Below are 25,274 nucleotides of genomic sequence, written 5' to 3' on the forward strand. Positions count from 1 at the left end.
GACGCGGGTCGCGCGAAACACGGATGGCCACGCAACCCCGCTGCGACTCAGCCGAACACCGCCCGCGCGGCCGGAAACGCTTCGACCACGTCCTGCACCGTGCCGCAGCGGTCGGCGTCGTAACCCGGCAACTGGCCCAGCTCGTAGCGAAAACGGTCGCTGCGCAGGATCGCCAGCATCTCGGCCAGGCCCGGCGAGGCCAGGCTGTCGGCGCGTACCAGGAAGAAATAATGCTCGGAGGCGACCGGGACGAAGTCCAGGCCGTAACGCCGCGCCGGCGTCTCCAGCCCGAATCCGGCGTCGGCCATGCCGCTGGCGACATAGGCCGCGACCGCGGCATGGGTCAGCTCGTCGATGCCGCAACCGCGCACCTCGCGGATCGAATGCCCCTGCCGCGCCAGCATGCGCTCCAGCAACAGACGCGCGCCGGAACCGGGCTGGCGGTGGATGAAGCGCACGTCTTCGCGCAACAGGTCGGCGAGCGCGCGGATGCGCTTGGGATTGCCGGCCGCGACGACCAGGCCGATGCGCCGCGTCGCCAGGTGCAGGACGCGGTCGTTGACCGGGTCGATGCGGTCGGCGTACAGCGACAGGATCTCGCGCTCGAACTCGCCGATCGGCAGGTGCACGCCGGCCAGGTCGCAGTCGCCGGCGCGCAGCGCGCTCAGCGCTTCGCCGGGGCTGCGGTATTTCAGGTCGACCGGAGTGCCGGCCTCGTCGAGGAAACGGCGCAGGGTCTCGACCGCGAACCCGTGCGCGGCGTGCAGGCGCTGCGGCGCCGCCTGCGCAGTCAAGGTGCGCTGCAGTTCGACCTCGACCTCCGAAGCCAGGCTGTCGAGGGTCGGCGCCAGGCGCGCGGCGATGCGCTGCTCGGCCCAGACCAGGCGTTCGCCGAGCGCGGTCAGCCGCGCACCGCGGCCGCGGGTCATCCGCAGCAGCGGCGTGCCGAACAGCGCCCGCGAAGATCGCAGCAGCCCCCAGGCATAGCGATAGGACAGATCCAGGTCGCGGCAGGCCGCGGCGAGCGAGCCGGTCGCATGCACGCCGAGCAACAGGTCGATCAGCTTCGGCGGCAGCGGCCGCCCGTCGGCGGCGTGCAGCGTCCACTTGGGTTGGATCTGGACTTTGAACATGCCTGCACCTGCGAAAGCTCTCGTGGCGGCGAGTCGGGCCGAATGGGGGCGGAACCGGACGTGGTCGGACGTGGTCGGGCCCGCTCGGACGAGCCTCCTGCAGCCGATCCAATCGGCTTTGCACAGCCGATTATTAGACTACTCGGCGATATACGTCACCTTCTGCCTGGGATAGCCTCGCTCACGCTTCCGGACTGACCCCCAAATATGTCCTGAAGTACATATTGATGTAGATCCTAGGCAGTCGCAGCAGTAATCGGAGGGGTCCTTATGTCCAGTGACAGCGCGGTGGTTTCAGCAACCCCGCCATCCGCCACGGAAGGCCGGCGATCGGAAAGTTGGTTGGCGAAAGAACGCATCGTCGCCGGCCCCGGCTTCAACCGCTGGCTGGTGCCGCCGGCGGCGTTGGCGATCCATCTGTGCATCGGCATGGCCTACGGTTTCAGCGTGTTCTGGCTGCCGCTGTCGCAGGCGGTCGGCATCGGCGCGCCGATCGAGTGCCCGGCCGACCTGGGCTTCTTCGCGCGCATGGTCGCGACCGACTGCGACTGGAAGGTCAGCGCGCTGACCTGGATGTACACCTTGTTCTTCGTCCTGCTGGGCTGTTCGGCGGCGATCTGGGGCGGCTGGCTCGAACGCGCCGGCCCGCGCAAGGCCGGCGTGGTCTCGGCGCTGTGCTGGTGCGGCGGTTTGGTGATCTCGGCGATCGGGGTCAAGACTCACCAGATCTGGATGCTGTGGCTGGGCTCGGGCGTGATCGGCGGCATCGGCCTCGGCCTGGGCTACATCTCGCCGGTGTCGACCCTGATCAAGTGGTTTCCAGACCGCCGCGGCATGGCCACCGGCATGGCGATCATGGGCTTCGGCGGCGGCGCGATGATCGGCAGCCCGCTCGCCGATCTGCTGATGAAGCACTACGCCACCGCGACGTCGGTCGGCGTGTTCGAAACTTTCCTGACCATGGCGGCGATCTACTTCGTCTTCATGATGGCCGGCGCGTTCGGCTACCGCATTCCGCCGAGCGGCTGGACGCCCGCGGGCTGGACGCCGCCGCCGGCGAGCGCGAACACCATGATCACCCGGCAGCACGTGCACGTGAGCAAGGTCTGGGGCATACCGCAGTTCTGGCTGTTGTGGGGCGTGCTTTGCCTCAACGTCTCGGCCGGCATCGGCGTGATCGGCATGGCCTCGCCGATGCTGCAGGAAGTGTTCGGCGGCAAACTCATCGGCGTCGACGGCGGCATCAAGTCGCTCGACGAAGCGCAACTGGGCCTGATCGCGGCGATCGCCGCCGGCTTCACCGGCTTGCTGAGCCTGTTCAACATCGGCGGGCGGTTCTTCTGGGCCTCCACCTCGGACTACATCGGCCGCAAGATGACTTACGTGGTGTTCTTCGTGCTCGGCATCGCCCTGTACGCGAGCGCGCCCTGGGCCGGTTCCGGCGCCGGCAGCATCGCCGCGTTCGTGGCGATCTTCTGCGTGATCCTGTCGATGTACGGCGGCGGCTTCGCCACCATTCCGGCTTACCTGGCCGACCTGTTCGGCACCCAGATGGTCGGCGCGATCCATGGCCGCCTGCTGACCGCCTGGGCCACCGCCGGCATCCTCGGCCCGGTGGTGGTGACCTACATGCGCGACTACCAGCTCGGGCTGGGCATGCCGCCTTCGCAGGTCTACAACACCACGATGTATATCCTGGCCGGGATGCTGGTGCTGGGCCTGTTGTGCAATCTGATGGTGCGCCCGATCGCGCAGAAGCACTTCATGACCGCCGAGGAACTGGCGCGCGAGAAGCGCCTCGCCCACGAGAAGACCGGCCACGACGGCGCCCTGCCCGCGTCGGCCGACGCCGCGCAGATGGCGCTGATCGGCCATGGCGGCCATCCGGCCCTGGTGCTCGCGGCCTGGGCCTCGGTCGGCCTGCCGCTGGCCTGGGGCATGTGGGTCACCTTGCAGAAGGCGTTCGTGCTGTTCCATTGAGGCCCTGGCCGGACGGCCATGCGCCGTCCGGCATTCCAAACCATGAGCAAGACCGCCATCGAACCGAAATACCCGAACGACGCGCCGGCAGACGCGCAAGAGGCCGGCGCGCCGCACACCGACATGCAGCCTGCCGGCGCGGTGTCGCGCCCGGTGCGCCGCCGCCGCGGCGCGCGCGTCGACGACACCGTCGATGCGATCGCCGCCGAAGTGCCGGTCGCGCTGGTCTACAACGGCACGCCGTTCGCGGTGATGATGGCCACGCCCGATGACCTCGCCGATTTCGCCCTGGGTTTTTCGCTCAGCGAGGGCCTCGTCGCCCGCGCCGGCGAACTGCGGGTCGGCGAGATCGCGACTTCGCTCGAAGGCATCACCGTGCAACTCGCGATTCCCCAGGCCCGCGCCGCCGCGCTCGAGCAGCGCCGGCGCAACCTGCAAGGCCGCAGCGGCTGCGGCGTGTGCGGCACCGAGAGCATCGAGGCGGTGCTGCGGCCGCCGCCGCGCCTGCGCGACAGCAAGCCGATCCGCGTCGAGGCCCTGCATCGCGCCTTGCGCGAACTGCGCGAGCGCCAACCCTTGAACGCGCTGACCGGCGCCACCCATGCGGCCGGCTGGGCCGGCCGCGACGGCCGCGTGCTGTTCGTGCGCGAAGACGTCGGCCGCCACAACGCGCTCGACAAACTGATCGGCGCCCTGGTCGCCGCCGGCCTCGACCCGCTGCAGGGTTTCGCCGTCGTCACCAGTCGCGCCAGCTATGAGATGGCGATGAAGGCCGCGCAGGCCGGCATCCCGCTGTTGGCCGCGATCTCGGCGCCGACCGCGCTGGCGATCGCGCTGGCCGACTCGGCCGGCCTGACCCTCATCGGCTTCGCCCGCGACGACGGGCACGCCGTCTACACCCACCCGCAGCGCCTGATCGAGTCCCCGGCGCGCGCACCGCGCGCCGGCGACGATCGTGGCGATGGCGACGCAACGGAAGCGAACTCATGAGCAAGAAGACCATCCGCCCCTACGACGGCCCGGCCGGCGGCTGGGGCGCCTTGCGCAGCGTCGCCCGACACCTGCTCGAACAGGACGTGCCGGTGCACGGCGCGCGCACCCTGCTCTCGGCCAACCAGCCCGACGGCTTCGACTGCCCCGGTTGCGCCTGGCCCGACCGCGATCACACCTCGACCTTCGAGTTCTGCGAGAACGGCGCCAAGGCAGTGGCCGCCGAAGCGACCAAGCACCGCGCCACACCGGAACTGTTCGCCCAATACACCGTCGCCGAGCTTGCGCGCTACAGCGACCACTGGCTGGAAAACCAAGGCCGGCTGACCCACCCGATGCGCTGGGACGCGGCCAGCGACCGCTACCTGCCGATCGCCTGGGACGAAGCCTTCGCCCGCATCGGCGCGCATCTCAATGGGCTGGACTCGCCCGACCAGGCCTTGTTCTACACCTCGGGGCGCTGCAGCAACGAAGCCGCCTTCCTGTACCAGTTGTTCGTGCGCGAGTTCGGCACCAACAACTTCCCCGACTGCTCGAACATGTGCCATGAACCTTCCGGCACCGCGATGAAGGCCCAGCTCGGCGTCGGCAAGGGCACGGTGCTGCTCGACGATTTCGAGATCGCCGAAGCGATCTTCATCTTCGGCCAGAACCCCGGCACCAACCATCCGCGCATGCTCGGCGAGCTGCGCAAGGCGGCCAAGCGCGGCGCCGCGATCGTTTCCTTCAACCCCCTGCGCGAACGCGGTCTGGAGAAGTTCGCCGACCCGCAGGACAAGCTGGAGATGCTGCACAACGGCTCGACCCGGATCTCCTCGGATTATTTCCAGTTGCGCATCGGCGGCGACCTGGCCGCGGTCAAGGGCATCATCAAGCGCACCCTCGAAGCCGATGCGCAGGCGCAGCGCGAGGGCCGCGAGCGGGTCATCGCTGTGGCCTTCATCGCCGAACACACCCGCGGCTTCGAGCGTTTCGCCGCCGACGTCGCCGCCGAGTCCTGGGACACCATCGAGGCCGAGTCCGGCCTCAGCCGCGCCGAACTCGAACGCGCCGGCGACATCTATATCCGGGCCGGCAGCGTAATCTGCTGCTGGGGCATGGGCATCACCCAGCACAAGCACTCGGTCGCGACCATCCACATGCTGTGCAACCTGCTGCTGTTGCGCGGCAACATCGGCCGCCCCGGCGCCGGCCCCTGCCCGGTGCGCGGCCACAGCAACGTGCAGGGCGACCGCACCATGGGCATCTACGAAAAGCCCTCGCCGGCCTTTCTCGACCGCCTGCGGGAGGTGTTCGGTTTCGAACCGCCGCGCGAGCACGGCCACGACACGGTCGGCGCGATCGAGGCCATGCTCGAGGGCCGCTGCAAGACCTTCTTCGGCCTCGGCGGCAACTTCGCCACCGCCACGCCCGACACCGAGGCCACCCATCGCGCGCTGCGCCGCTGCGAGCTCACCGTGCACGTGACCACCAAGCTCAACCGCAGCCACCTGGTGCACGGTCGCGACGCCTATATCCTGCCCTGCCTCGGCCGCACCGAGATCGATATCCAGGACGGCGGCGCGCAAGGCGTGACGGTCGAGGATTCCATGAGCATGGTCCATCTGTCCGCCGGCATCAACGCGCCGGCCGCGCCGACTCTGCTGTCGGAACCGGCGATCGTCGCGCGCCTGGCCGCGGCCACCCTCGGCGCGCGCAGCAAAGTGCCGTGGCTGTGGCTGGTCGGCGACTACGACCGCATCCGCGACAAGATCGCCGAGGTGTTCGAGGACTTCCACGATTTCAACCGGCGCGTGCGCGTGCCCGGCGGGTTCCACCTGCCCAATGCCGCGGCCGAGCGGCGCTGGCTCAACCCCGAGGGCAAGGCCTTGTTCAAGGCGCATGCGGTGCCGACCGACCTGCCGGTGCACCGCGCCCGCGCCGGCCGGCAGCAGCCGGTGTTCACCCTGGCGACGACCCGCTCGCACGACCAGTACAACACCACCATCTACGGCATGAACGACCGCTACCGAGGGGTGTTCGGCGAGCGCCGGGTGTTGTTCATCCATCGCGACGACATCGCCGCGCTGGGCATGAACGCCGGCGACTGGGTCGACCTGGAAAGCCTGTGCGAGGACGGGGTCGAGCGCGTCGCCCGGCGCTTCCTGTTGGTCGACTACAACATTCCGCGCGGTTGCCTGGCCGCTTATTACCCCGAGACCAATGCGCTGGTGCCGCTGTCGAGCTTCGCCGACGAGGCGCGCACGCCGACTTCGAAATCGATTCCGGTACTCGTGCATCCGCACCGGCCGCACGCGGCGCAGGGCCTGCAGGCCAAGGACATCGGCCTTGTCCGGGTCGACTGAGGCGCTGCTGGCGATGCTGGCCGGCGAGGCCGACGGCGTGTCGCTGCCGCGCCTGTGCAAACGCCTGGGCCTGCGCATGAGCGTGCTGCTGCGCGAGCTGGCCTGGATCGGCGAGGACGCCATCGGCGGCCACACCGGCCCCGGCTGGGTGAGGGTGGAGACGCGCGGCGACACCCAGGTGGCGGTGTTGACCGAGCGCGGGCGGGAGCGGTTGCGGGCGAGTGACGATCGCGAGTAGAGCGGTCGCCACTCAGTCGACCGACGAACCTGTTTGCACGATGTTTATTGACGCGGTCGCGGCTTGCGCAGCGCCGGTTTCGCCTCAGAAACTGCGCCCGTCCACCGGCATCACCTGGATCGAAGCCAGGTCGACGCCTTCCAGGCAGCGCACGTTGACCGCCGTCATCAGGGTGCCGTCGGGCATGCTGCCCTGACTGAAGGACGAAATGCCGCAGTGCTTGCAGAAATGGTGGTCGATGCTGTTCTTGTTGAAGTGATACAGGCCCAGGTCGGCCGGATCGGTCTTCAACGAAAACGCCGCGCGCGGCACGAACCACAGCAAGCCGCCGCGCCGCTGGCACATCGAACAATTGCAGTCGATCGCCTGGTCGATCTCGCCTTCCACTTCGTAGGCGACCTTGCCGCAATGGCAGCCGCCGGAATACTTGGTCATCGCATGCTCCCGCCGCCGCGCGGCGCCCGTGAAGACGCGAGGATAACGCCGCCGCGCTATGCTCGTCGCCCAACTCCCGGCACCCCTCGCCGCCTGCCCGGCCCGCGCCGCCCAGCCACGGAGCGTCTCATGGACCGCAACACCGGCAGTACCATCATCCCGTCGCTGCGTTACCGCAACGCGCCCGCCGCGATCGAATGGCTGTGCCGCGCGTTCGGTTTCGAGAAGCATGCCGTCTACGCCGACGGCGATACCGTGCACCATGCGCAACTGACCTACGGGCCGGGCATGATCATGCTCGGGTCGGTCGACGACCGCAGCGAATGGGGCCAGCGCATCGTCCAACCCGATGAGATCGGCGGGCGCGAGACTCAGGCCTGCTCGGTGGTCGTCAGCGACGCCGACGAGCACTATGCGCAGGCGCGCGCGGCCGGCGCCGAGATCGTGGTCGAGCTCGCCGACCAGGACTACGGCGGACGCGCCTACACCTGCCGCGACCTCGAAGGCCGACTGTGGTGGTTCGGCACCTACAATCCCTGGAACCTATGAACCGCAAACGCAGCAGCGACTCCGCACCCGGCGACCTGTTCGCCGCACCGGCTTCGGCCGCGGCCGGCGATTTCGGCGCCGGTCCGGGCCCGGTCGACGGCATCCGCGCCGGCATCGGCGGCTGGACCTTCGTGCCGTGGCGCAACAACTTCTATCCCGAAAAACTGGTGCAGCGGCGCGAGCTCGAATTCGCCAGCCGTCAGCTCAGCAGCATCGAGATCAACGGCACCTATTACAGCGCGCAGAAGCCGGCCACCTACGCCAAGTGGGCGGCCGAGACGCCGGAGCATTTCGTGTTCTCGCTGAAGGCGCCGGGCCGGATCACCCAGGGCGGCGCCCTGGCCAAGGCCGGCAACGGCGCGAAGGCCTTCATCGACGGCGGCCTGAGCGAATTCGGCCCCCGGCTCGGGCCGATCCTGTGGCAACTGACGCCGAACCGGGCGTTCGATCGCGACGACCTCGCCGCGTTCCTGGACGCGCTGCCGCGCCGCCTCGACGGGCAGGCGCTCAAGCACGTGCTGGAAGTCCGCCATCCGAGTTTCCTCGATGAAGCTTACGTGCGGCTGGCGCGCGAGCACCGCATCGCGACGGTGTTCACCGACTCCGACGAATATCCCTCGCTGGCCGACCTCACCGGCGATTTCGTCTACGCCCGGCTGATGCGTTCGCGCAGCGACATCGCCACCGGGTATCCGGACGCCGAGCTCCAGACCTGGGCCGAGCGCGCCCAAGCCTGGGCGCAAGGCCGGGACTGCCCCGAACTGCCGCACGTCGCAGCGCCCGCCGACAACGGCAAGCCGCGCGAGGTGTACGTGTATTTCATCAGCGCCGCGAAAGAACGCAACCCCGCCGCGGCGATGCGCCTGCTGGAGAAGCTCGGCGCGCGCTGAGCGGTCGGCGGTGCGCCGGCGTGCTGAAGCAACGCCGGGCTGCGGGACATCGCGGTCGCGGCTCGCGCCGCGCCCACCCGGCGGCGCGGCTTCAAGGGTAGGAGCGAGGCAAGTCGCGACCGCGCCGTGTCCGGTCGCGCTTCGCGGTCCGGCGCCCGTCGGCTTCACTGTCCCCCGATTCGGTGCACAATCGACGCACCGCCGCCCGCCCTGCCGACGGCCACCGCACCGATCCCACAGCGAGCCTCCGCCATGGCCAGTCGTCGCGATTTCCTCGGTACCGTCTCCCTCGCCGCCACCGGCCTCGCCTTCGCTCCGCTGGCCGCATGCAGCAGCGAATCGCCGCCCGCCGCGGCGGCTGCGCCGGAAACGCCGTTCTCCGGCCCCCTGCTCCAGCGCACCATTCCGGCGACCGGCGAGTCGATCCCGGCGATCGGGATGGGCACCTCGGGCAGCTTCGAAGTCGGCGCCGACGAAGCCTCGCGCGCGCCCTTGCGCGAGGTGCTGAAGCGTTTCGTCGACGCCGGCGCCCGCGTCGTCGACACCGCGCCGAGCTATTCCAGCGCCGAGGACGTACTCGGCGATCTGATCGCCGAGGCGAAGCTGCGCGAGCGCCTGTTCCTCGCCACCAAGCTGTCCGGCGTGGTCGGCCGCGACGAGGGCCTGGCCCAGTTCGAGGCCTCGCTGCGGCGCCTGCGCACCGAGCGCATCGACCTGCTGCAGGTGCACAACCTGGGCGACACCCGCACCCAACTCGGGCTGGCGCGCGAACTCAAGCAGCAAGGCAAGGTGCGCCTGGTCGGCTTGACCCACTACCGCGAACCGGCGCAAGCGCAGCTCGCACAAGACATGCGCGCGCTCAAGCCCGACTTCGTCCAGATCAATTATTCGCCGGTCTCGCGCGCCGCCGAGCGCACCGTGTTCCCGCTCGCGCGCGAGCTCGGCATCGCGGTGATGATCAACCGCGCTTTCGAGGACGGCCGATTGTTCTCGCAGGTCAAGGGCAAACCGCTGCCGCCGTGGGCGGCCGAGGTCGGCGCCGACTCCTGGGCGCAGTTGTTCCTGAAATTCGTACTGAGCGAGACGGCGGTGACGGTGGTGATTCCGGCGACGTCGAAGCCGAAGAACCAGACCGACAACCTCAAGGCCGGCGTCGGCCCGCTGCTCGATGCGAAACAGCGCGAGGCCCTGATCGCGGCGATCGGCTGACCGCCCGCCCGCACGCATCGTTATCGCGGCCCCGTAGGAGCGGGGTAAGCCGCGACCGCAGAATCGCCTACCCACACCGCAGCCACACCGCAGCCACACCGTAACGATCCGCACACACGAAGAGCGCGACAGTCCCGCTGCCGCGCACTCCGTTTCCTCCTGGGTAGCGCTCAGTAAGCGACGGTGAAGCGCTTGCGCGAATGCGCCGGCTGCTCCAGTTCGTCGATCAGCGCGACCGCATAGTCCTGCACCGAAATGTTGCTCTCGCCCTGCTCGTCGACCAGCAGCTGATCGCCGCCGACACGGTAACGGCCGCTGCGCTCGCCCGGCACCAGGTGCGCGGCCGGCGACAAGAAGCTCCAGTCCAGGCCGTTCTCTTCGCGCAAGCTGTTGAGCACCGTGCGCATGGCTTCGGCGCCGTCGCGGTACTCGGCCGGAAAGCCGGGCTGGTCCAGCACCTGCCGGCCCGGCGCGATCTCCAGGCTGCCGGCGCCGCCGACCACCAACAGGCGCGGCACGCCGGCCTGCTTCAGGCCCTCGACGATCCGGGCATAGCCGGCGACGGTGTCGCGGCCGACGTTCGGGTTCTTCCAGCCGCCGGCGTTGTACGAGGCGATCGCCGCGTCGTGGCCGCGGGCCAGCGCGGCCACGGTCGCCGCCGCGGAGGCGTCGCCGCCGATGGTCGCCGGCTTCGCGGTCAGGCCGTCGTGGGCAGGCAGCGACGAGGTGTCGCGGGCGACCGCGGTGACGCGGTGGCCGCGCTGCAGGGCTTCTTGGAGCAGGGCGCGGCCGACGTAGCCGGTGGCGCCGATCAGGACGATGTTCATGGGGACTCCCGGGGTGGATTGGACGGGATATAGTCTGAAGACTTACAGAAGCCGCGATAATCCGGCCCGGAGCGCTAGCACCATGAAGCTGGACTTCACGATGGACCGCCTCAAGCGCATGGCCTTGTTCGCCCGGGTGGTCGAGCTGGGCTCGATGAGCGCGGCCGCGCGCGAACTCGACATGACCCCTTCGGCGGTCAGCCAGCAACTGCGCCGGCTCGAGGCCGAGACCGGCGTGGTGTTGCTGCACCGGTCGACCCGCAAGCTGACCACGACCGAAATCGGCCAGGCGTATTACGAGGACTGCGCGGCGATGCTGCACGCCGCGCGCAACGCCGACGGCCGCCTCGGCGACCTGCGCGACGAACCGCGCGGCGAACTGCGCATCGCCGCGCCGATCGGCTTCGCCGCGCACCTGGCGCCCGCGCTCGCGCCGCTGATGCGCGCCTGCCCGGAGCTGTCGCTGCGGATCTTCGCCGACGACCGCCAGATCGACCTGATCGCCGAACGCATCGACCTGGCGATCCGGGTCGGCCGGCTCGCCGACTCCAACCTGGTCGCGCGGCGCATGGCCGAGTGGCGGCATCTGCTGCTGGCCTCGCCCGCGTATGCGCAGGCGCACGGCCTGCCGCGCACGCCGGAGGAACTCGCCGGCCACTCGATGCTGATCCTCAGCGTGATGAACCAGCCCGAGTACGTCGAGATGCATCGCGACGGCGAGCCCTCGCGGCGGGTGCGGATCGGCGGACGCATCGTCGGCAACAACGCCGAGACTCTCAAGCAGATGATGCTGCAGGGGCTCGGCATCGTCCGCCTGCCCGAGCCGGACGCGGCGCCGGTATTGGCCGACGGCCGCGCGATGCGGGTGCTGCCGGAGTGGACGATGGCGCCGCTCGGCGTCTACGCGGTCACCGCGCAGCGCGATGCGCAGCCGGCGAAGGTGCGCATGGCGATCGCGGCCTTGCAGGACTATCTGGCAGTGGCGCGGTAGCCGGCGCCGCCTTCATCGCCCCGCGGGCCGCTTCCCGCAGGCGGGAGAAGACTGGCGAAGCCGGGGATCTTAGAAACCGGGGATCTTAAAGGGAACTCAGCCGACGATCTTCGCCAAGGCACGCACCGGAAAGGTGCCCATGCCCTTCACCTTCGGCGGCACCGCGCTGAAGCTGAAGCCGTCGTCGGGCAATGCGGCGAGGTTGCGCAGATGTTCGACGATCAGGATGCCGGCGCCGAGCAGGATCGAATGCACCGGGCGCGCGTTGCCGCGGGTGTCGTCGATGTTCATCGAATCGATGCCGACCAGCTTGACCCCGCAATCGCGCAGCCATACCGCGGCCTCTTCGGTCAGGAAGGGATGGCCGTCGGCATAGGCGCGCGTGGCGAAGTGCATGTCCCAGCCGGTGTGGACCAGCACCGCGCGGCCGCGCAGTTCCAGGTCGCGGAAATGGCCGACGCCGATGGCTTTCACCGACGGGTCGATGCGCACCACGATCGCATCGAGGTCGGCGCAGTCCTGCGGCTGGATCTGCGACAGATCGGCGCCGTCCGCGTATCGGTGCGAGGGGCAGTCGATGTAGGTGCCGGTGTTGGCGACCATGTCGATGCGGGCGATATGGAATTCGGTGCCTTCGGCGTAGATCTCGCGCGAGGATTCGCGGCTGAGGTAATCGCAGATGTAGGCGGCCGGCATGCCCGGATAGGTCACCTGGCCGTCCTCGATGGTATGGCTGAGGTCGACGTAGCGCGTCGTCCCCTGCTCCAGGGCGCCGGCCTTGCGCTTGTGCGCTTCCACCAGGATGCGCTTGTTGAGGATGCGCGCCGGCCCGACCATCAGCAAGCGCAGATCGCGCACGATGTAGGCGACCAGTTCGTCGTCGCCGATGTCGTCGCCGTCGATGTCGAGGCGGAACCCTTGGCCCTGCAGGCCGCCGCCGTTGCTGAACTCGATCTCGAAGTCGAACTGGACGCGATGCTGGATGGAATTCAAGCAAGTCTCCGGGGACGGGTGAGGCGGTGGGGATGCGGTGGATCCTCGCCTGCGCGGGGATGCCGGTCTGAATTTCGAGAGAAGGCCGCCGCCGCAACTGCATAGGGCCGCGCATGAAGCGAAGCGCGGAGTGTCGCAGAAACGAGCCCCGAGACAGCCGATGCAGTCGGCGACTGAGCGCCTTGCGGCTTAGGCTTACTTCGCCGCGCGTTGGCTCAAGGCAACGCTGCCGAGGATCAACAGCGCGGCGACCAGCATGCTGCCGGTCAGCGGTTCGCCGAGCAGCATCCAGCCCCAGGCCACACCGAACAGCGGCACCAGGTAGGTCACCGCGACCGCGCGACCGGCGCCGATGCGCTGGATCAGGCGGTAGTACATGACGAAGGCGATGCCGGTGCAGAGCACGCCGAGCATCGAAGCCGAGAACCACGACTTCATCGGGATCGCGTGGTCGGGCCAGTAGGCGATCGCGAACGGCAGAGTCAGCAGGGCCGAAGTGCCCAGGGTCGCCGCGGCCACCGCGGCCGCCGGCAGGCCGGTGAGTTGGCGGCGCACCAGGTTGGCGCCGATACCGTACAGGAAGGCAGCGCTGCAGCCGGCCGCGACCGCCCAGCCGATGCTCGCGCCCGCGGTCTTGCCGCTGGCCAGCACGACCACGCCGGCGAACCCCGCGAACAACGCGACCGCGCGCTGCATGCCGATCTTCTCGCCGAAAAACAGGAAGCCGACCAATGCGGTGAACAGCACCGCCATCGAATTGGTGATCGCGCCGACGCCGGCCGGCGCGCGTTGCGCGGCCCAGGCGAACAGCATGAACGGCACCGCCGAATTGATCAGGCCGACCAGGCCGAGCTTGGCCCAGATGGCGCCCTTGAACGATGCGCGCGCCTTCCACAGGAACGGCAACAGGATCAGCGCGCCCAGGCCGAGCCGCATTTCGACCAGCGGGATCGCGCCGAAGTCCTTCGCCGCCACGCGCATGAACAGGAACGACGAGCCCCAGATCGCACCGAGCACGGTCAGCTCGAGCGGGGTCCGCCAGGCGGCGCGCTCGGTCTCGGCGCCGGCGTTGGAGCCGGCCTTCGGGGAGGCGGAGCAGTTGGGAGTCAGGCTGACGGCGAGTTCGGGGGAACGCATGCGCTAAGTCCTCGAAACGGCGTCCGCGCGATGCGGGCGCCTGCGGGGGATACGGCCGCGCCGGCCTGGTGGCGGCGCGATGAGCGCAGCGGCGACGCCGTTGCGCGATACGGGAACCGATGCCGGCCATGGCCACGACGGTCGACGCGGGGTCGATCGCAGTATCGGTACGCGGCCCGGGGCGGATATCCGGATCCGGTCGCTAGCGGACCGCAGGTGGATCGAGTGCCGCGCCGGCTCCGCCGGCAATCGCTCAGACGTCCAGAATCGCCAGCGTGCCGCGGCTGCCCGGCTCGACCGCATGGGCCACGCCCGCGGGCACCACGTACAGCTGCCCGGCCCCGACTTCGACGATCTCGCCGCCGATGCTCAGGCGCAAGGCTCCGTCGAGCACCAGCAGGCCCTCGGCGAAATCGTGCGTCTCTTCCTCATAGGCGCCGGCGTCCATCCGCAACAGCTTGAAGTTGGCGCTGCCGAAACGTCCGACCACGGTCGAGCGCCAGGCGGCGGGCAGTTCGGCGGAGGTCGCAAGCAGGTCGATGAGGCTCATGCGCTGGCACTGGCTGATGGGTCGCGGCGGGTCGGGACAACAATCTGGCTCTTCCCTTGCGCCTATTCTGACTGGCCCGCCGGCCTAGACAAGCGCATACTTTGGCGCTCAGGCACAAATATGATTTGAGGCTGATCATGGCACTGCGGGCAGACTGGCTACCGGCCCTGGCGGCGTTCGAGGCGGCCGCGCGGCATCAGAATTTCGCCCATGCCGCCGAGGAATTGCATTTGACCGCCAGCGCGGTCAGCCACCACGTGCGCAAGCTCGAAAGCCGGCTCGGCGTCAGTCTGTTCCAGCGTCATGCGCGCGGCGTCGCCCTGACCCCGCAGGGGCGCCAGCTCGCCGACTCCGCCGGCACCGCCCTGGCCGACATGGACGGCGTACTGCGCAGCCTGCGCGTCAGCCGGCAGGAGACCGACCGGGTCCGCGTCACCACCCTGCACTCGCTGGCCTATACCTGGCTGCTGCCGCGGCTGAGCGAGTTCACCCACGCGAATCCGAAGATACTGCTGAGCCTCGACACCGAGATCGCGCTGGCGCGCTTCGACGAAGGCGGGCCCGACCTCGGCATCCGCCACGGCGCCGGCCATTGGCCCGGGCTGACCGCGCATCATCTGATGGACGACGCATTGTTCCCGGTCGCCTCGCCGAACATGCCCGGCATCGAACGGATCACCGAACCGGCGCAGATCGCCGACCTGCCGCTGATCGCCGACCACGCCCGCCAGGGCTGGCACGACTGGTTCCGCGCCGCCGACGTGCACGGCCGCAAGCTCGAAGAGCGCTACACCTTCAGCGACACTACCGACGCGATGATGGCCGCCGCACACGGCATCGGCGTGGCCCTGGCGCGCGCGCAGATCGCCGTGCCCTATCTGCGTTCCGGCCAGCTGGTGCGCCTGCCCGGTCCCGCGATGCCGGCGCGCTGGGGCTATTACGCGATCTACCCCGCCCATCGCCGCCTGCGCCCCGCGGCGCAGACCTTTCTCGATTGGTTGTTGGCGGTGAAGAAGGATTGAGGCGCAGACGGCAACGACGCGACTTTCCCCCTTTGCAGGAGCGACGTGAGTCGCGACCGCGAACGATGCGCTGCGAAGGCCCCGCTGCGCCGATAACGTTGCCGCCCCGACCGAATACGCCGGGATGGGTTCTCCACCCGTCCCTGTCGCGACTCGCGTCGCTCCTACCCCTGCAGCGCGGCGGCTCCCGGGTAGCAGCGGCGGGAGCCGCGACCGCGAAAGGCGGGCGCTGCGAAAGCGCGCAGCGCCGAAGGGCTTGTCGCTACGGTCGATTGCATCGGTCTTGGTGTCCGACCCGTTCCGAGGCCGCGACTTACGTCGCTCCTACAGGGGACACGATCGCGCTCAATCGCGCGCGGGAGGTTTGCGCCGGGATGCGTTCTTCGCCGTGATCTTCTTGGCCACGACTTTCTTCGCCGCGGCGTGTTTCGCTGCCGCTTTCCGGGCCTTCGCCTTCTTAGGCGGTGCGGCATTGGCCTTGCGCAACGCGGCCTGGTAGGCCAGGGCCAGCCACGGTTTCATGTCCTGCGGCGAATCCATCGCCGACTCCGGCACCGACCAGAAACTCAGTTCGACCGGTTTGCGCTGGCGCGTGTAGACGAAGGGTTCGCAGCCGGCCGCGCGGAAACGCGGCTCGGTCTGCGGGTCGACCTTGAGGTAGACCGCCTCGTCGATGACCAGGGCGATCATCACCCCGTCGTGGTAGACGCCATGGCCGCCGAACATGCTGCGCGCCGACAAGGCGCCGAAGGCGGAGGCCAGATCGCGCAGGTGGGCGATGAAGGCCTCGCTCACGCAAGCGCCTCCATCGCGGCCCGCGCCTCGATCAGAAGCGGTGCCACAGACGCACGTAGTACGCCGCGCCGTTGAGACCGAACTGGACGCTGTCGAAGATGTGGCCGTTGTCGGTTTCGTCCGGGTTCTGGCGGGTCGGCTTGACGTTGAAGATGTTCGCGCCGCCGACCGTCAGCTTCGTATTCTCGGAGAACGAATAGGTCGCGCTGAGGTCGGCCGAGGTCTTGGCCTTGTAGCGCGCATTCGGCACGCCGCCGGCGGTGCCCGAGAACGTGCCCAGGGTCTGCGGCCCGAAATGGATCACCTTGAGGTTGCCGGCCCAGGGACCGCGCGACAGGTCGAAGCCGAGCACGGCCTTCGACTTCGGTGCGCCCTGCTCGATGAACAAGCGTTCGCGCTCCGACAACAGCACGTCTTCGCGGCCGACCAGCGCCGGCGGCGCGTGGATGGCGTTGACCTTGGTGCGGTTGAGGTTGAGGGCGAAGAAGGTGCCGAGCTTGACGTCCTCGCCGAGCTGGCGCTCGTTGTTGAAGGTGAAGTCCAGGCCTTCGGTGCGGGTGTCGACCGAGTTGACGAAGAATTGCGCCTGACCGACGCCGAGGTCGTCGAGGATGCCGCCGATGGTCGGATCGGTGGTGTCGAAGCGGCCGCTGAGCACGATGCGGTCGTCGATGTCGATGCGGTAAGCGTCCAGGGTCACCGAGGTGTCGGCGTTCGGCGACCAGGTCAGGCCGAGGGTGTAGTTGCGCGACTCTTCCTTGGTCAGCAGCGGCAGCCCGGCGGCATTGGCGATGGTGCCGCCGTTGGGCGCGATCACCACGTCGACCGGCTCGCCGTTGACGAAGTCGGTGATGGTCGAGGAGAAGAACTTCTGCTGCAGCGACGGCGCGCGGAACCCGGTGCTGGCCGAGGCGCGCAGCATCAGGGTGTCGGTGGCGCGGAAGCCGGCGGCGAGCTTGCCGGTGGTGGTCTTGCCGAAGTCGCTGTAGTCCTCGTAACGCACCGCCACGCCGGCGGTGAAGCGGTCGGTGAAGTCGGCTTCGAGGTCGAGGTAGGCGGCCCAGTTGTCGCGGCTGTGCGAGCCGGCATCGGCCGGCTGGAAGCCCGGGAAGCCCTGGCTGCCGGCGTTGCCGCCCTCGCCGACGCCGTCGGCGTCGATGTAGGAGCCCGGTTCGCCGGCGAAGATCTTGTAGCGCTCGTCGCGGCGCTCCAGGCCGAAGGCGACGTTGAGGCCGTTGAAGACCTGGTCGTAGAAGCGGCTGACGTCGAAATTGACGGTCTTCTGCTGGAACGAGAAGCCGCCGGCGTCGAAGCTGTCGGCGCTGACGCCGCGGCCGCCGTTGAGCAGGTCGAGGTTGGCGATCGAGGCGTTTAGGGTGTTGTTGATGTCGTAGCGCAGCTCGTTGAAGCCGTAGGTGTAGGACAGGTCGGCGTTCCACTCGCCCATCGCCCAGCGCAGGCCGACAATGCCGTAGCGGTCCTTGAGTTCGCCGTCGATGAAGGGCACGAAACCGTCCGGGTACATCGCCGCGGAGTTGCGCGAGGGGATGTCCTCCGAGCCCAGGCCGTCGCGCGCGAACGCCGCCGAGGACGCATCGCGGTTCTGCACGCCGCCGGTGAAGTACAGGCTCAGGTTTTCGCCGAGGGGCTTTTCGCCGTTGACGAAGATAGTCTGGTTGCGGATCTTCGAGTCGCCGATGATGCGCGGGCTGCCGGCGGGCTCGGAACGGTCGGAGCGGCCGCGGTCCTGGTATTCGCCGGTGATGCCGATGGTGCCGTCGCTGCCGAGGCCGAAACCGCAGTAGGCCGTCGCCAGCCAGTTCTCGCCGTCGCCCTTGGAATACTGGCCGTAGCCGGCGACTGCTTCGCAGCCCTTGCGCTTCTTCAGCGAGATGTTCATGACCCCGGCGATGGCGTCGGAACCGTACTGGGCGGCGGCGCCGTCGCGCAGGATCTCGACGCTGTCGATCGCCATCAGCGGGATGGTGTTGAGGTCGGTGCCGGTGTTGCCGCGGTTGCGCGCGCCGAACAGGTTGAGCAAGGCGGTGGTGTGGTGGCGCTTGCCGTTGACCAGGACCAGGGTCTGGTCCGAGCCCAGGCCGCGCAGCGCGGCCGAGTCGACCAGGTCGGCGCCGTCGGCGCCGCTCTGGCGGGTCGAGTTGAACGAGGGTGCGGCGTACTGCAGCGACTGGGCGAGGTCGAACTGGGCGCCCTCCTCGGTGTTCTTGGCCATCGGCAGCACGTCGACCGGCGAGATCGAGGTGGTGTCGGAGGAGCGCTGGCTGCGGCGCGAACCGAGCACCGACACCGTCTCCAAGGTCCGGGCCTCGCTGTCCTGAGCCGGCGCGGCTTCGGTCTCCTGGGCGGCAGCGGAGCCGGCGAAGAGACCGCCGGCGAGCCACAGCGCGCAATGGACGGCACTGAACAGGCGGGCACGGCAGAGGGGACGGAGAGCGCGGTGGCTGGCTTGCGTCATAGCGGGGGATCCTTGGCTAGGCGGGCGGGGCATCCCCTTAGCCTAAAGCCAAGACGCCAGTTCGTGCACAGCCGGCGACGCGGAAATGCAAACAAACAGTGCCGGGGACCGCGCAATGGATAGCGCGGCACAGGGAGTTGGAGTGTTGTCGAGGGCTGAGAATGCCCGGCTGTCGGCCCCCGACTGGCGCTTCGATGCGCCGGTGCGGCGCCGCGTCGGGTGGCTGCGCAGTCGCGGCTTGCGCCGCTCCTACCCCTGGGCTGCGCGGCTCTGGGTAGGAGCGGCGCAAGCCGCGGCCGCGAACCTTCGACGGCCGGCGAGGGCCGCGCTCACTTCGCAGGCGCCGCCGGCCTCGCCGCCACCTCCGCCGACTCCACCCAGCGCGCGAAGAACTCGCCGAGGTCGCGGCCGCTCGCACGCTCCATCGCCCGGCGGAAATCCGCGGTGACCACCGAATGGCCGTAGTGCGCGCGGGTGTAGGCGCGGACGCCGCCCCAGAACGCGCGTTCGCCGAGCTCTTCGCGCAGTAGGTGCAGGACGTAGGCACCCTTCTGGTACACCACCGCGCGGTCGTCGGCGCTCGGCCTGGTCCAGTGCTCGTAGATCAGCGCATGGTCCTTGCCGGTCTCGCGCAGCTTGTCCAGGCGCCGCTTCCAGCCCTCGACCTGTTTGCGATAGGCCTCGTCGCCGAACCGGTGCTGCAGATAGGCCGCGGCCATGAAATTGGCGAAGCCCTCGTTGAGCCAGAAATGGCCCCAATCGCGGCATGTGACGTAGTTGCCCCACCACTGGTGCGCAGCTTCGTGGGCGATCAAAGCCTGCGCGCTCGGGTCGTCGAGCACTTCGCGGCCATAGGCTTCCGACATCAGCGAAAAACCGGCGAGCTCCTGGCCGATGGTCTTCGCGACCAGTACCTGGCTGTAGCTGCCGTTGTAGCGGATGCCGGCGCGACGGCCGAAGAACCGCAGCATGTCGGGCGTGTCGGCGAACACGCGCCGCAGTTGCGGCGCTTGCAGGTCGCTCGACAGGTAACGCAGCGCGGCATTCTCGCTGGTGCCGCCGGCTTCGTTGTAGCGGCCGGCGGCGAAGCCGTAGACATAGCTCGGCATGGCCGCGTCCTGGCGCCAGCGGTAAGCCTCGCGGCGGCCGCCGAGCGCTGACTTCGAGACCAGGCGGCCGTTGCCGACCGCTTTCAAACCCTCCGGCACGGTCACGGTGAGGTCTAGCGTGGCCCGTTCCTGCGGCGCGTCGATGCAGACCAGCCATTGGCTGGTCGAGAACACCGTGTACAGCTCGCTGCGCTCGGGATGGAACTCCAGGCCGAAACGCGGCGCGCCGCGATAGACGATGTCGATCTCGTGGCGCGAGCCGGCCGCGGCCGGCGCGGCCAGGCGCACGCTCACGCGCTTGTCGATTTTCTCGAAGCTCAGCGCCTGCTTGTCTTCGCTGACCGCAAGGATGTCGAGGTCGCCGGCGTCGAAATCCAGGCGCTGCGCGCCCTGGCGGCGGACGATGAAGCGGATCGCGACCTCGCCGCGCAAGCTCTTGGCGGCCAAGTCCGGCTCGATGCGCGCGGTGTAGTGCAGCACGTCGATGTCGGCGCCGGCGCGCGCGGCTTCGTTCGGGGCCCTGCCCGGGTTCGCGGCGGCGAGGCCGGCATAGGCGGCGCAGGCGAGGACGCCGGCCGCGATCGTGCGCCGCAGCAGGCGGCTGTGCGCCCGCAATCGGCGGGGCTGTTTCAGTGCATCGCGCATCGTCGCTCCATCCCTCCCCTGCCGGTCGCGGTCCTGCGATTCGTGTCGATCGGGGCGATCCTTGGGACCGGCGCCGATCATCGCCGATGCGGGCGCCGCGCTGAACCCGCCTGAAGTTCATGGTTTGTCTGCGGTTAGGGATTGCGCGCGATTTGCGCCCGCGATCACTGACAGCGCTGTCAATCGAGGCCAAGGTGCGTGGCGTGAGCGCAGGCGCGCGGGCGATCGCGTCGCGGGCGGTCACGACCACCCACGCCAAGCTCGCGTTTCCCGCGGCATTGCGCCGCCTGGGCCCATCGGGCACGGGAAGCCGAAGGCTTGCCCCTGCTCAGGAGTCCTCCCATGGTTACCCGCCGTACTTTCCTCAGCGCCTCCGCCGCCGCGATCGCGGCCGGCGCCGTCTCGCCTTTCGCCTCCCGCGAGGCGGCCGCGGCTGCGCCGCAGCGCTTCACCCTCAACCTGGTCAACGCCTCCGGCCAGAACACCGCCTACGCCTATGTGGTCGGCCTGTCGGGCGGACGTCCCCTGTTCGTGCGCGCCGACGGCGGCAGCTATTACCCGCCCTCGCCGTCGTCGCCGGTGACCCCGCTGGGCCAGGATTGCGCGATCGCGCTCGGCGGCAACGGCTCGTCGACGCGGGTCTCGATCCCGCGCATGTACGGTGCGCGCATCTACGTCGTCACAGGAGCCAAGCTCGATTTCTTCGTCAATCCGGGCCCGGCCATCGTCCACCCCAGCTTCCTCAACACCGGCGATCCGAACTTCGACAAGAACTGGACCTTCGCCGAGTTCACCTTCAACGAGTACGAGCTGTTCTCCAACATCAGCTACGTCGATTTCGTCGCCGCGCCGCTGGGCTTGTCGCTGCGATCGCTGTCGGGCCGGGTCGAAACCGTCCCCGGCCTGCCCGCCGGCTCGCTCGATCCGATCTGCTACGCGTTGCAGCAACAGGCCGCCCGCGAGGGATCGGCCTGGGATTCGCTGATCCAGCGCGGCAGCAACGGCCTCAACCTGCGCGCGATGAGCGCGCACTACCAGGCCGGCCGCTTCCAGAATTATCTGAGCGGCTACATCAACGCGGTCTGGAGCAAGTACGCCTCGACCACCCTGACCGTCGACACCCAGTCCGGCTTCGGCCGCCTGACCGCGCGCGTCGGCGGCGACGGCCTGTTGCGCTTCAACAACGGCGAGACTTTCGCCCGGCCCAGCACCGCCGATGTGTTGAGCTGCGACACCGGGCCTTTCAGCCTCGCCGGCGCCAGCGAGGTGCGCAAGGCGATCATTCCGCGCCTGGCCGCGGCCTTGAACCGCACCACCCTGCTCGACAACGCCGACCAGCCCAACGGCGAAGTCGCCAGCCGTTTCTATCGCAACGCCCAGACCAACCACTACGCGCGGCTGGTCCACGAACGCCTGCCCGATAACCGCGGCTATGCCTTCCCCTACGACGATGTCTCGCCGAGCGGCGGCCAGGATTTCAGCGGCGCGGCGCGTTCGGGCGACCCGGACACTTTGACGGTGACCTTGCGCGCCCTGCGCTGACGTCATCCAGAAGAACGGCGGCGTAGACCCTGCCCAACCGCCGCCGGCACGGACATCTTCGTCCTGGCGGCGCGGCCGGCCGCGCGCTCGCAACGCGCGGCCGGCCGCTCCATACCGCAGCGCAGCAGGCGTCGCGGCGCCTGGCCTATGATGCGGACGACCCGCCCTCGCGGCGGCCCCCATCGGAGACGCCATGAACGCCGACAAGCAACAGGACCTGGGCAAGCTGATTCTTCGTCTCGCGCTCGGCGTGCTGATTTTGTTGCACGGCATCGCCAAGCTGCGCGGCGGCACCGCCGGCATCGTCGGCCTGGTCGAAGCGCAGGGCCTGCCGGGTTTCCTCGGCTACGGCGTGCTGATCGGCGAGGTGCTCGCGCCGGCGCTGGTGATCTTCGGCTACCACGCGCGGATCGGCGCGGCCTTGATCGCCGCGAACATGCTGGTCGCGCTGGGCCTGGTGCACCTGGGCCAGCTCGGCCAGCTCAATGAGCAAGGCGGCTGGGCGGTGGAGCTGCAGGCGATGTTCCTCGCCAGCGCGGTCGCGCTGGCCTTGGTCGGCCCGGGCCGGTACAGCGTCAACGGCCAATAGGATTCAGCGGCAGCGCGCAGGCGCTGCCGCTTCTGGCGCCGCTCGCGTCGGGCCGGATTTCCCGGCCCGTCCCCACGGCGGCATGTGCTTCAGATCCGGTTGACCCGGAACTTGCGGCCCTTGATCTTGCCCTCGCGCAGGCGCGCCAGCGCGGCGCCGGCCTGCGCGCGCGCCACCGCGACGTAGGAGCGCGTCGCATATACGTTGATCTTGCCGATCGCGTCGGCCTTGAGGCCGGCGTCGCCGGTCAGCGCGCCGAGGATGTCCCCGGGCCGCAGCTTGTCGGTCTTGCCGGCGTCGATGCGCAGGGTTTCCATCGGCGCGACCGGCGCGTTCTTGGCCTTGCCGGCGAGCGGCACGGCGCGGCGCCAGGCCAGCGGCGCGCCCTGGCGCTCCTGGATCTGTTCGGCGCGGCCGCTCTCGCGCGGCCCGCACAGGCTCAGGGCGATGCCGCCGCGGCCTGCGCGGCCGGTGCGGCCGATGCGGTGCACGTACACGTCCGGATCGGTCGGCAGGTCGTAGTTCACCACCGCGGCGAGTTCCTCGACATCGAGCCCGCGCGCGGCCACGTCGCTGGCGACCAGCACGTTGCAGCTGCGGTTGGCGAACCGCACCAGCACTTCGTCGCGGTCGCGCTGTTCCATCTCGCCGTGCAGAGCCAGCGCGGTGAAACCGTAATGGCTCAGCGAGCCGACGACCTCCTCGGTGTCCTTGCGCATATTGCAGAACACCACGCAGGAGTCCGGGCGGTATTCCAGCAGCAGCGCGGCCAGCAGCGGGGTCTTCTTGGCCGCTTCGACTTCGTAGAAATACTGTTCGATCTGCAGCGCCGCGGCTTCGCCCTCGACCGTGACTTCGACCGGCTCGCGCATCGCACCGCGGGCGAGGTCCCTGATCGCGTCCGGAAAAGTCGCCGAGAACAGCAGGCTCTGGCGGGTCTTCGGGGTCTTGGCGACGATCTCGCGCATCGGCTCCTCGAAGCCCATGTCGAGCATGCGGTCGGCCTCGTCGAACACCAGGGTACGCACGCCGTCGAGCTTGAGCGCCTTCTTGCGCAGCAGTTCCTGCAGGCGACCGGGCGTGCCGACCACGACGTGCGGCGCGTGTTCGAGCGAGGCCAACTGCGGCCCCAGCGCCATGCCGCCGCACAGCACCGACACTTTCAGGTTCGCAATCGCGAAGGCGAGTTTGCGCAGTTGCTGGCCGACCTGGTCGGCGAGCTCGCGGGTCGGGCACAGCACCAGCGCCTGGGTCTTGATCGCTGCGGGGTCGAGCCGCTGCAGCAGGCCCAGGCCGAAGGCGGCGGTCTTGCCGCTGCCGGTCGGCGCCTGCGCGATCAGGTCGCGGCCGTCGAGGATCGCCGGCAGCGCGCGCGCCTGGATCGGCGTCATCGCGGTGTAGCCGAGCGCGGCCACGCCCTGCAGCAGGGCCGGCGAGAGAGACAGTGATTCGAAGGCGGCGGCCGGGGCCGCGCTGGAAGAGGTCGGATCGTTCATGCGCCATGATCGCAGCTTCGGGCCGAGCATGGGCTCGGTGTCGCGATTCGCGGTCGTCATGACGCTCTCAGCCTCCCCGGCGAGCGCGGTCCGGCCTATGCTGCGGGCATCGTCCGCCCTGCCGTCCTGCCTGCCCCGCCCCCTTGCCGATCCGGCCTGGAGACCCGTCATGGAGCAGTTCCTGCATATCCGCGTCCTGCTCGGCATCGTCCTGGGCCTGGCCATCACCACCCTGCTCAAGGGCCTGGCCCGGTTCGTCCAGCACCCCGGCCGCGACCGCGTCTACGGCGTGCACATCGCCTGGGCGATCTCGATGTTCACCCTGCTCGCGCACTTCTGGTGGTGGGAGTTCCGCCTGGTCCATCACGTGCAGTGGAGCTTCGTCGCCTACGCTTTCCTGATCCTGTACGTGGTGGTGCTGTACCTGTTGTGCACCCTGCTGTTTCCCGACGACATCGGCGACTACGGCAGTTGGCGCGACTATTTCCAGTCGCGGCGCAAGTGGTTCTTCGGGATCATGGCGATGTCCTACCTGATCGATTTCGGCGACACCCTGATCAAGGGCCGCGCCTATTTCGACAGCTTCGGCATCGAGTACCCGCTGCGCAATCTCAGCTACGTGCTGCTGTGCCTGGTCGCGATCCGCACCCGCTCGGAAACCTTCCACCGCGCCTTCGTCGCCGCCAGCCTGGTCTATCAGCTGTCGTGGATCTATCGCCTGTTCGACTTCGTCGAATAGGCGCGAACGCCGCGCCCGCTGCCGCGCGCTCACCCGGCGACAACGCCGCGCCGCCTACCGTGACGGCATGATTCCGTCTTGCCTGCATCCATGAGCCGCGCGTTCGTCAAAGAAGGCGACGGCGACGAAAGCGCCGGCGATCTGCCCGAACTGCCGATCAGCGAGCATCCCAACTACGTCACCCCGCGCGGCATGGGCTTGCTGCGCGCGCGCTTGGACGACGCGGTCCGGCGCCTGGCCGCGGTCGACGCCGAGGCGGTCGGCGCCAGGCTCGAACGCGCCCACGTCGAGCGCGAAATGCGTTGGCTGCAGGCGCGCATCCTCGGCGCGATCACCATCGCGCCCGAGCGCCAGCCCGCCGACCGGGGCGCCTTCGGCGCCCGGGTCGAAGTGGTCGACGACGACGGCCGCGAGTACCGCTACCGCATCGTCGGCGAAGACGAAGCCGACCCGGAACTCGGCCTGATCAGCTGGGTATCGCCCCTCGCGCGCGCGCTGCACGGCGCGCGCGTCGGCGACAGCGTGGTGTGGAAGCGGCCGGCCGGCGACCTGGCGGTGGAAGTGCTGGCGATCGATTACGGTTGAGCTGGGGCG

At 69.2% G+C, this 25,274-nt stretch carries 23 protein-coding genes; 13 read left to right on the top strand and 10 right to left on the bottom strand.

The window, feature by feature from the left end:
• Window positions 1-47: 47 nt before the first annotated feature.
• On the bottom strand, window positions 48-1,133 hold the full coding sequence (locus ACSAMQ_RS05145; protein ID WP_435394619.1) for a substrate-binding domain-containing protein: 1,086 nt from the start codon (window positions 1,131-1,133) through the stop codon (window positions 48-50).
• Between the two features lie 342 nt (window positions 1,134-1,475).
• Here ACSAMQ_RS05145 and ACSAMQ_RS05150 point away from each other — a divergent pair, with 342 nt between their 5' ends.
• From ACSAMQ_RS05150 to ACSAMQ_RS05165, 4 genes are all read left to right on the top strand, one after another.
• The gene (locus ACSAMQ_RS05150) at window positions 1,476-3,113 is read left to right on the top strand and encodes an OFA family MFS transporter (RefSeq protein WP_435394620.1); all 1,638 of its coding nucleotides are present in this window, start codon (window positions 1,476-1,478) and stop codon (window positions 3,111-3,113) included.
• A gap of 123 nt (window positions 3,114-3,236) precedes the next feature.
• On the top strand, window positions 3,237-4,103 hold the full coding sequence (gene fdhD, locus ACSAMQ_RS05155; RefSeq protein WP_435394674.1) for a formate dehydrogenase accessory sulfurtransferase FdhD: 867 nt from the start codon (window positions 3,237-3,239) through the stop codon (window positions 4,101-4,103).
• Entirely contained in the window at window positions 4,100-6,448 is a 2,349-nt protein-coding gene (locus ACSAMQ_RS05160; protein WP_435394621.1) for an FdhF/YdeP family oxidoreductase, read from the top strand. Before fdhD ends, ACSAMQ_RS05160 begins: the two co-directional genes overlap by 4 nt.
• Before the next feature lie 13 nt (window positions 6,449-6,461).
• The gene (locus tag ACSAMQ_RS05165; protein WP_435394675.1) at window positions 6,462-6,686 is read left to right on the top strand and encodes a hypothetical protein; all 225 of its coding nucleotides are present in this window, start codon (window positions 6,462-6,464) and stop codon (window positions 6,684-6,686) included.
• Between the two features lie 84 nt (window positions 6,687-6,770).
• Here ACSAMQ_RS05165 and ACSAMQ_RS05170 read toward each other — a convergent pair whose 3' ends face one another.
• Window positions 6,771-7,121 carry a GFA family protein gene (locus ACSAMQ_RS05170; protein ID WP_435394622.1) on the bottom strand — a complete coding sequence of 117 codons (351 nt, stop codon included), beginning with the start codon at window positions 7,119-7,121 and terminating at the stop codon, window positions 6,771-6,773.
• Window positions 7,122-7,250: 129 nt separating this feature from the next.
• On the opposite strand from ACSAMQ_RS05170, the gene ACSAMQ_RS05175 reads away from it, so the two are divergent.
• The 3 genes from ACSAMQ_RS05175 (at window position 7,251) to ACSAMQ_RS05185 (ending at window position 9,769) form a co-directional block, all read left to right on the top strand.
• A complete protein-coding gene (locus tag ACSAMQ_RS05175) occupies window positions 7,251-7,670 on the top strand; it encodes a VOC family protein (RefSeq protein WP_435394623.1) in 420 nt (139 codons plus the stop codon).
• Complete coding sequence (locus ACSAMQ_RS05180; RefSeq protein WP_435394624.1) at window positions 7,667-8,560, top strand: DUF72 domain-containing protein; 894 nt, start codon at window positions 7,667-7,669, stop codon at window positions 8,558-8,560. Before ACSAMQ_RS05175 ends, ACSAMQ_RS05180 begins: the two co-directional genes overlap by 4 nt.
• 252 nt (window positions 8,561-8,812) lie before the next feature.
• Window positions 8,813-9,769, top strand: coding sequence for an aldo/keto reductase (locus ACSAMQ_RS05185; protein WP_435394625.1), 957 nt, complete (start codon window positions 8,813-8,815; stop codon window positions 9,767-9,769).
• Window positions 9,770-9,939: 170 nt separating this feature from the next.
• Here ACSAMQ_RS05185 and ACSAMQ_RS05190 read toward each other — a convergent pair whose 3' ends face one another.
• Complete coding sequence (locus tag ACSAMQ_RS05190) at window positions 9,940-10,596, bottom strand: NAD(P)-dependent oxidoreductase (protein ID WP_435394626.1); 657 nt, start codon at window positions 10,594-10,596, stop codon at window positions 9,940-9,942.
• 82 nt (window positions 10,597-10,678) lie between these two features.
• Between ACSAMQ_RS05190 and ACSAMQ_RS05195 the strand changes: the two genes are divergently transcribed.
• On the top strand, window positions 10,679-11,587 hold the full coding sequence (locus tag ACSAMQ_RS05195; protein WP_435394627.1) for a LysR family transcriptional regulator: 909 nt from the start codon (window positions 10,679-10,681) through the stop codon (window positions 11,585-11,587).
• A 96-nt stretch (window positions 11,588-11,683) separates the two neighbouring features.
• On the opposite strand, the gene ACSAMQ_RS05200 is transcribed toward ACSAMQ_RS05195, so the two are convergent.
• The 3 genes from ACSAMQ_RS05200 to ACSAMQ_RS05210 form a co-directional block, all read right to left on the bottom strand.
• Window positions 11,684-12,580 (bottom strand): cyclase family protein, encoded by an 897-nt coding sequence (locus tag ACSAMQ_RS05200; protein WP_435394628.1) that lies wholly within the window; start codon window positions 12,578-12,580, stop codon window positions 11,684-11,686.
• Window positions 12,581-12,775: 195 nt separating this feature from the next.
• The gene (locus ACSAMQ_RS05205; RefSeq protein WP_435394629.1) at window positions 12,776-13,717 is read right to left on the bottom strand and encodes a DMT family transporter; all 942 of its coding nucleotides are present in this window, start codon (window positions 13,715-13,717) and stop codon (window positions 12,776-12,778) included.
• A gap of 253 nt (window positions 13,718-13,970) precedes the next feature.
• Window positions 13,971-14,267 carry a cupin domain-containing protein gene (locus ACSAMQ_RS05210; protein ID WP_435394630.1) on the bottom strand — a complete coding sequence of 99 codons (297 nt, stop codon included), beginning with the start codon at window positions 14,265-14,267 and terminating at the stop codon, window positions 13,971-13,973.
• 137 nt (window positions 14,268-14,404) lie between these two features.
• Here ACSAMQ_RS05210 and ACSAMQ_RS05215 point away from each other — a divergent pair, with 137 nt between their 5' ends.
• Window positions 14,405-15,289: a LysR substrate-binding domain-containing protein gene (locus tag ACSAMQ_RS05215; protein ID WP_435394631.1), complete on the top strand. Its 885-nt coding sequence runs from the start codon at window positions 14,405-14,407 to the stop codon at window positions 15,287-15,289.
• Window positions 15,290-15,634: 345 nt separating this feature from the next.
• Here the strand turns inward: ACSAMQ_RS05215 and ACSAMQ_RS05220 are convergent, their stop codons facing one another.
• The 3 genes from ACSAMQ_RS05220 to ACSAMQ_RS05230 form a co-directional block, all read right to left on the bottom strand.
• Window positions 15,635-16,084, bottom strand: a complete 450-nt coding sequence (locus ACSAMQ_RS05220; RefSeq protein ID WP_435394632.1) for a TfoX/Sxy family protein — start codon at window positions 16,082-16,084, stop codon at window positions 15,635-15,637.
• A 31-nt stretch (window positions 16,085-16,115) separates the two neighbouring features.
• Window positions 16,116-18,560, bottom strand: coding sequence for a TonB-dependent receptor plug domain-containing protein (locus tag ACSAMQ_RS05225; RefSeq protein ID WP_435394633.1), 2,445 nt, complete (start codon window positions 18,558-18,560; stop codon window positions 16,116-16,118).
• Window positions 18,561-18,889: 329 nt separating this feature from the next.
• A complete protein-coding gene (locus ACSAMQ_RS05230; protein ID WP_435394634.1) occupies window positions 18,890-20,314 on the bottom strand; it encodes a M1 family metallopeptidase in 1,425 nt (474 codons plus the stop codon).
• Between the two features lie 342 nt (window positions 20,315-20,656).
• Here ACSAMQ_RS05230 and ACSAMQ_RS05235 point away from each other — a divergent pair, with 342 nt between their 5' ends.
• Together ACSAMQ_RS05235 and ACSAMQ_RS05240 are read left to right on the top strand one after the other, a co-directional pair.
• Window positions 20,657-21,856 (top strand): glycoside hydrolase family 64 protein, encoded by a 1,200-nt coding sequence (locus ACSAMQ_RS05235; RefSeq protein WP_435394635.1) that lies wholly within the window; start codon window positions 20,657-20,659, stop codon window positions 21,854-21,856.
• Between the two features lie 193 nt (window positions 21,857-22,049).
• Window positions 22,050-22,445, top strand: a complete 396-nt coding sequence (locus tag ACSAMQ_RS05240; protein ID WP_435394636.1) for a DoxX family protein — start codon at window positions 22,050-22,052, stop codon at window positions 22,443-22,445.
• Window positions 22,446-22,534: 89 nt separating this feature from the next.
• Here the strand turns inward: ACSAMQ_RS05240 and dbpA are convergent, their stop codons facing one another.
• Window positions 22,535-23,941, bottom strand: coding sequence for an ATP-dependent RNA helicase DbpA (dbpA, locus tag ACSAMQ_RS05245; protein WP_435394676.1), 1,407 nt, complete (start codon window positions 23,939-23,941; stop codon window positions 22,535-22,537).
• Between the two features lie 169 nt (window positions 23,942-24,110).
• Between dbpA and ACSAMQ_RS05250 the strand changes: the two genes are divergently transcribed.
• Both ACSAMQ_RS05250 and ACSAMQ_RS05255 read left to right on the top strand, forming a co-directional pair.
• Entirely contained in the window at window positions 24,111-24,680 is a 570-nt protein-coding gene (locus tag ACSAMQ_RS05250; protein WP_435394637.1) for a hypothetical protein, read from the top strand.
• A 78-nt stretch (window positions 24,681-24,758) separates the two neighbouring features.
• Window positions 24,759-25,265 carry a GreA/GreB family elongation factor gene (locus tag ACSAMQ_RS05255; RefSeq protein WP_435394638.1) on the top strand — a complete coding sequence of 169 codons (507 nt, stop codon included), beginning with the start codon at window positions 24,759-24,761 and terminating at the stop codon, window positions 25,263-25,265.
• The last annotated feature ends 9 nt before the right edge of the window (window positions 25,266-25,274 follow it).

Origin of the sequence: Lysobacter sp. 1R34A (genome assembly GCF_051217035.1) — a bacterium.
In the GTDB taxonomy this organism is placed as follows: Bacteria; Pseudomonadota; Gammaproteobacteria; order Xanthomonadales; family Xanthomonadaceae; genus Lysobacter.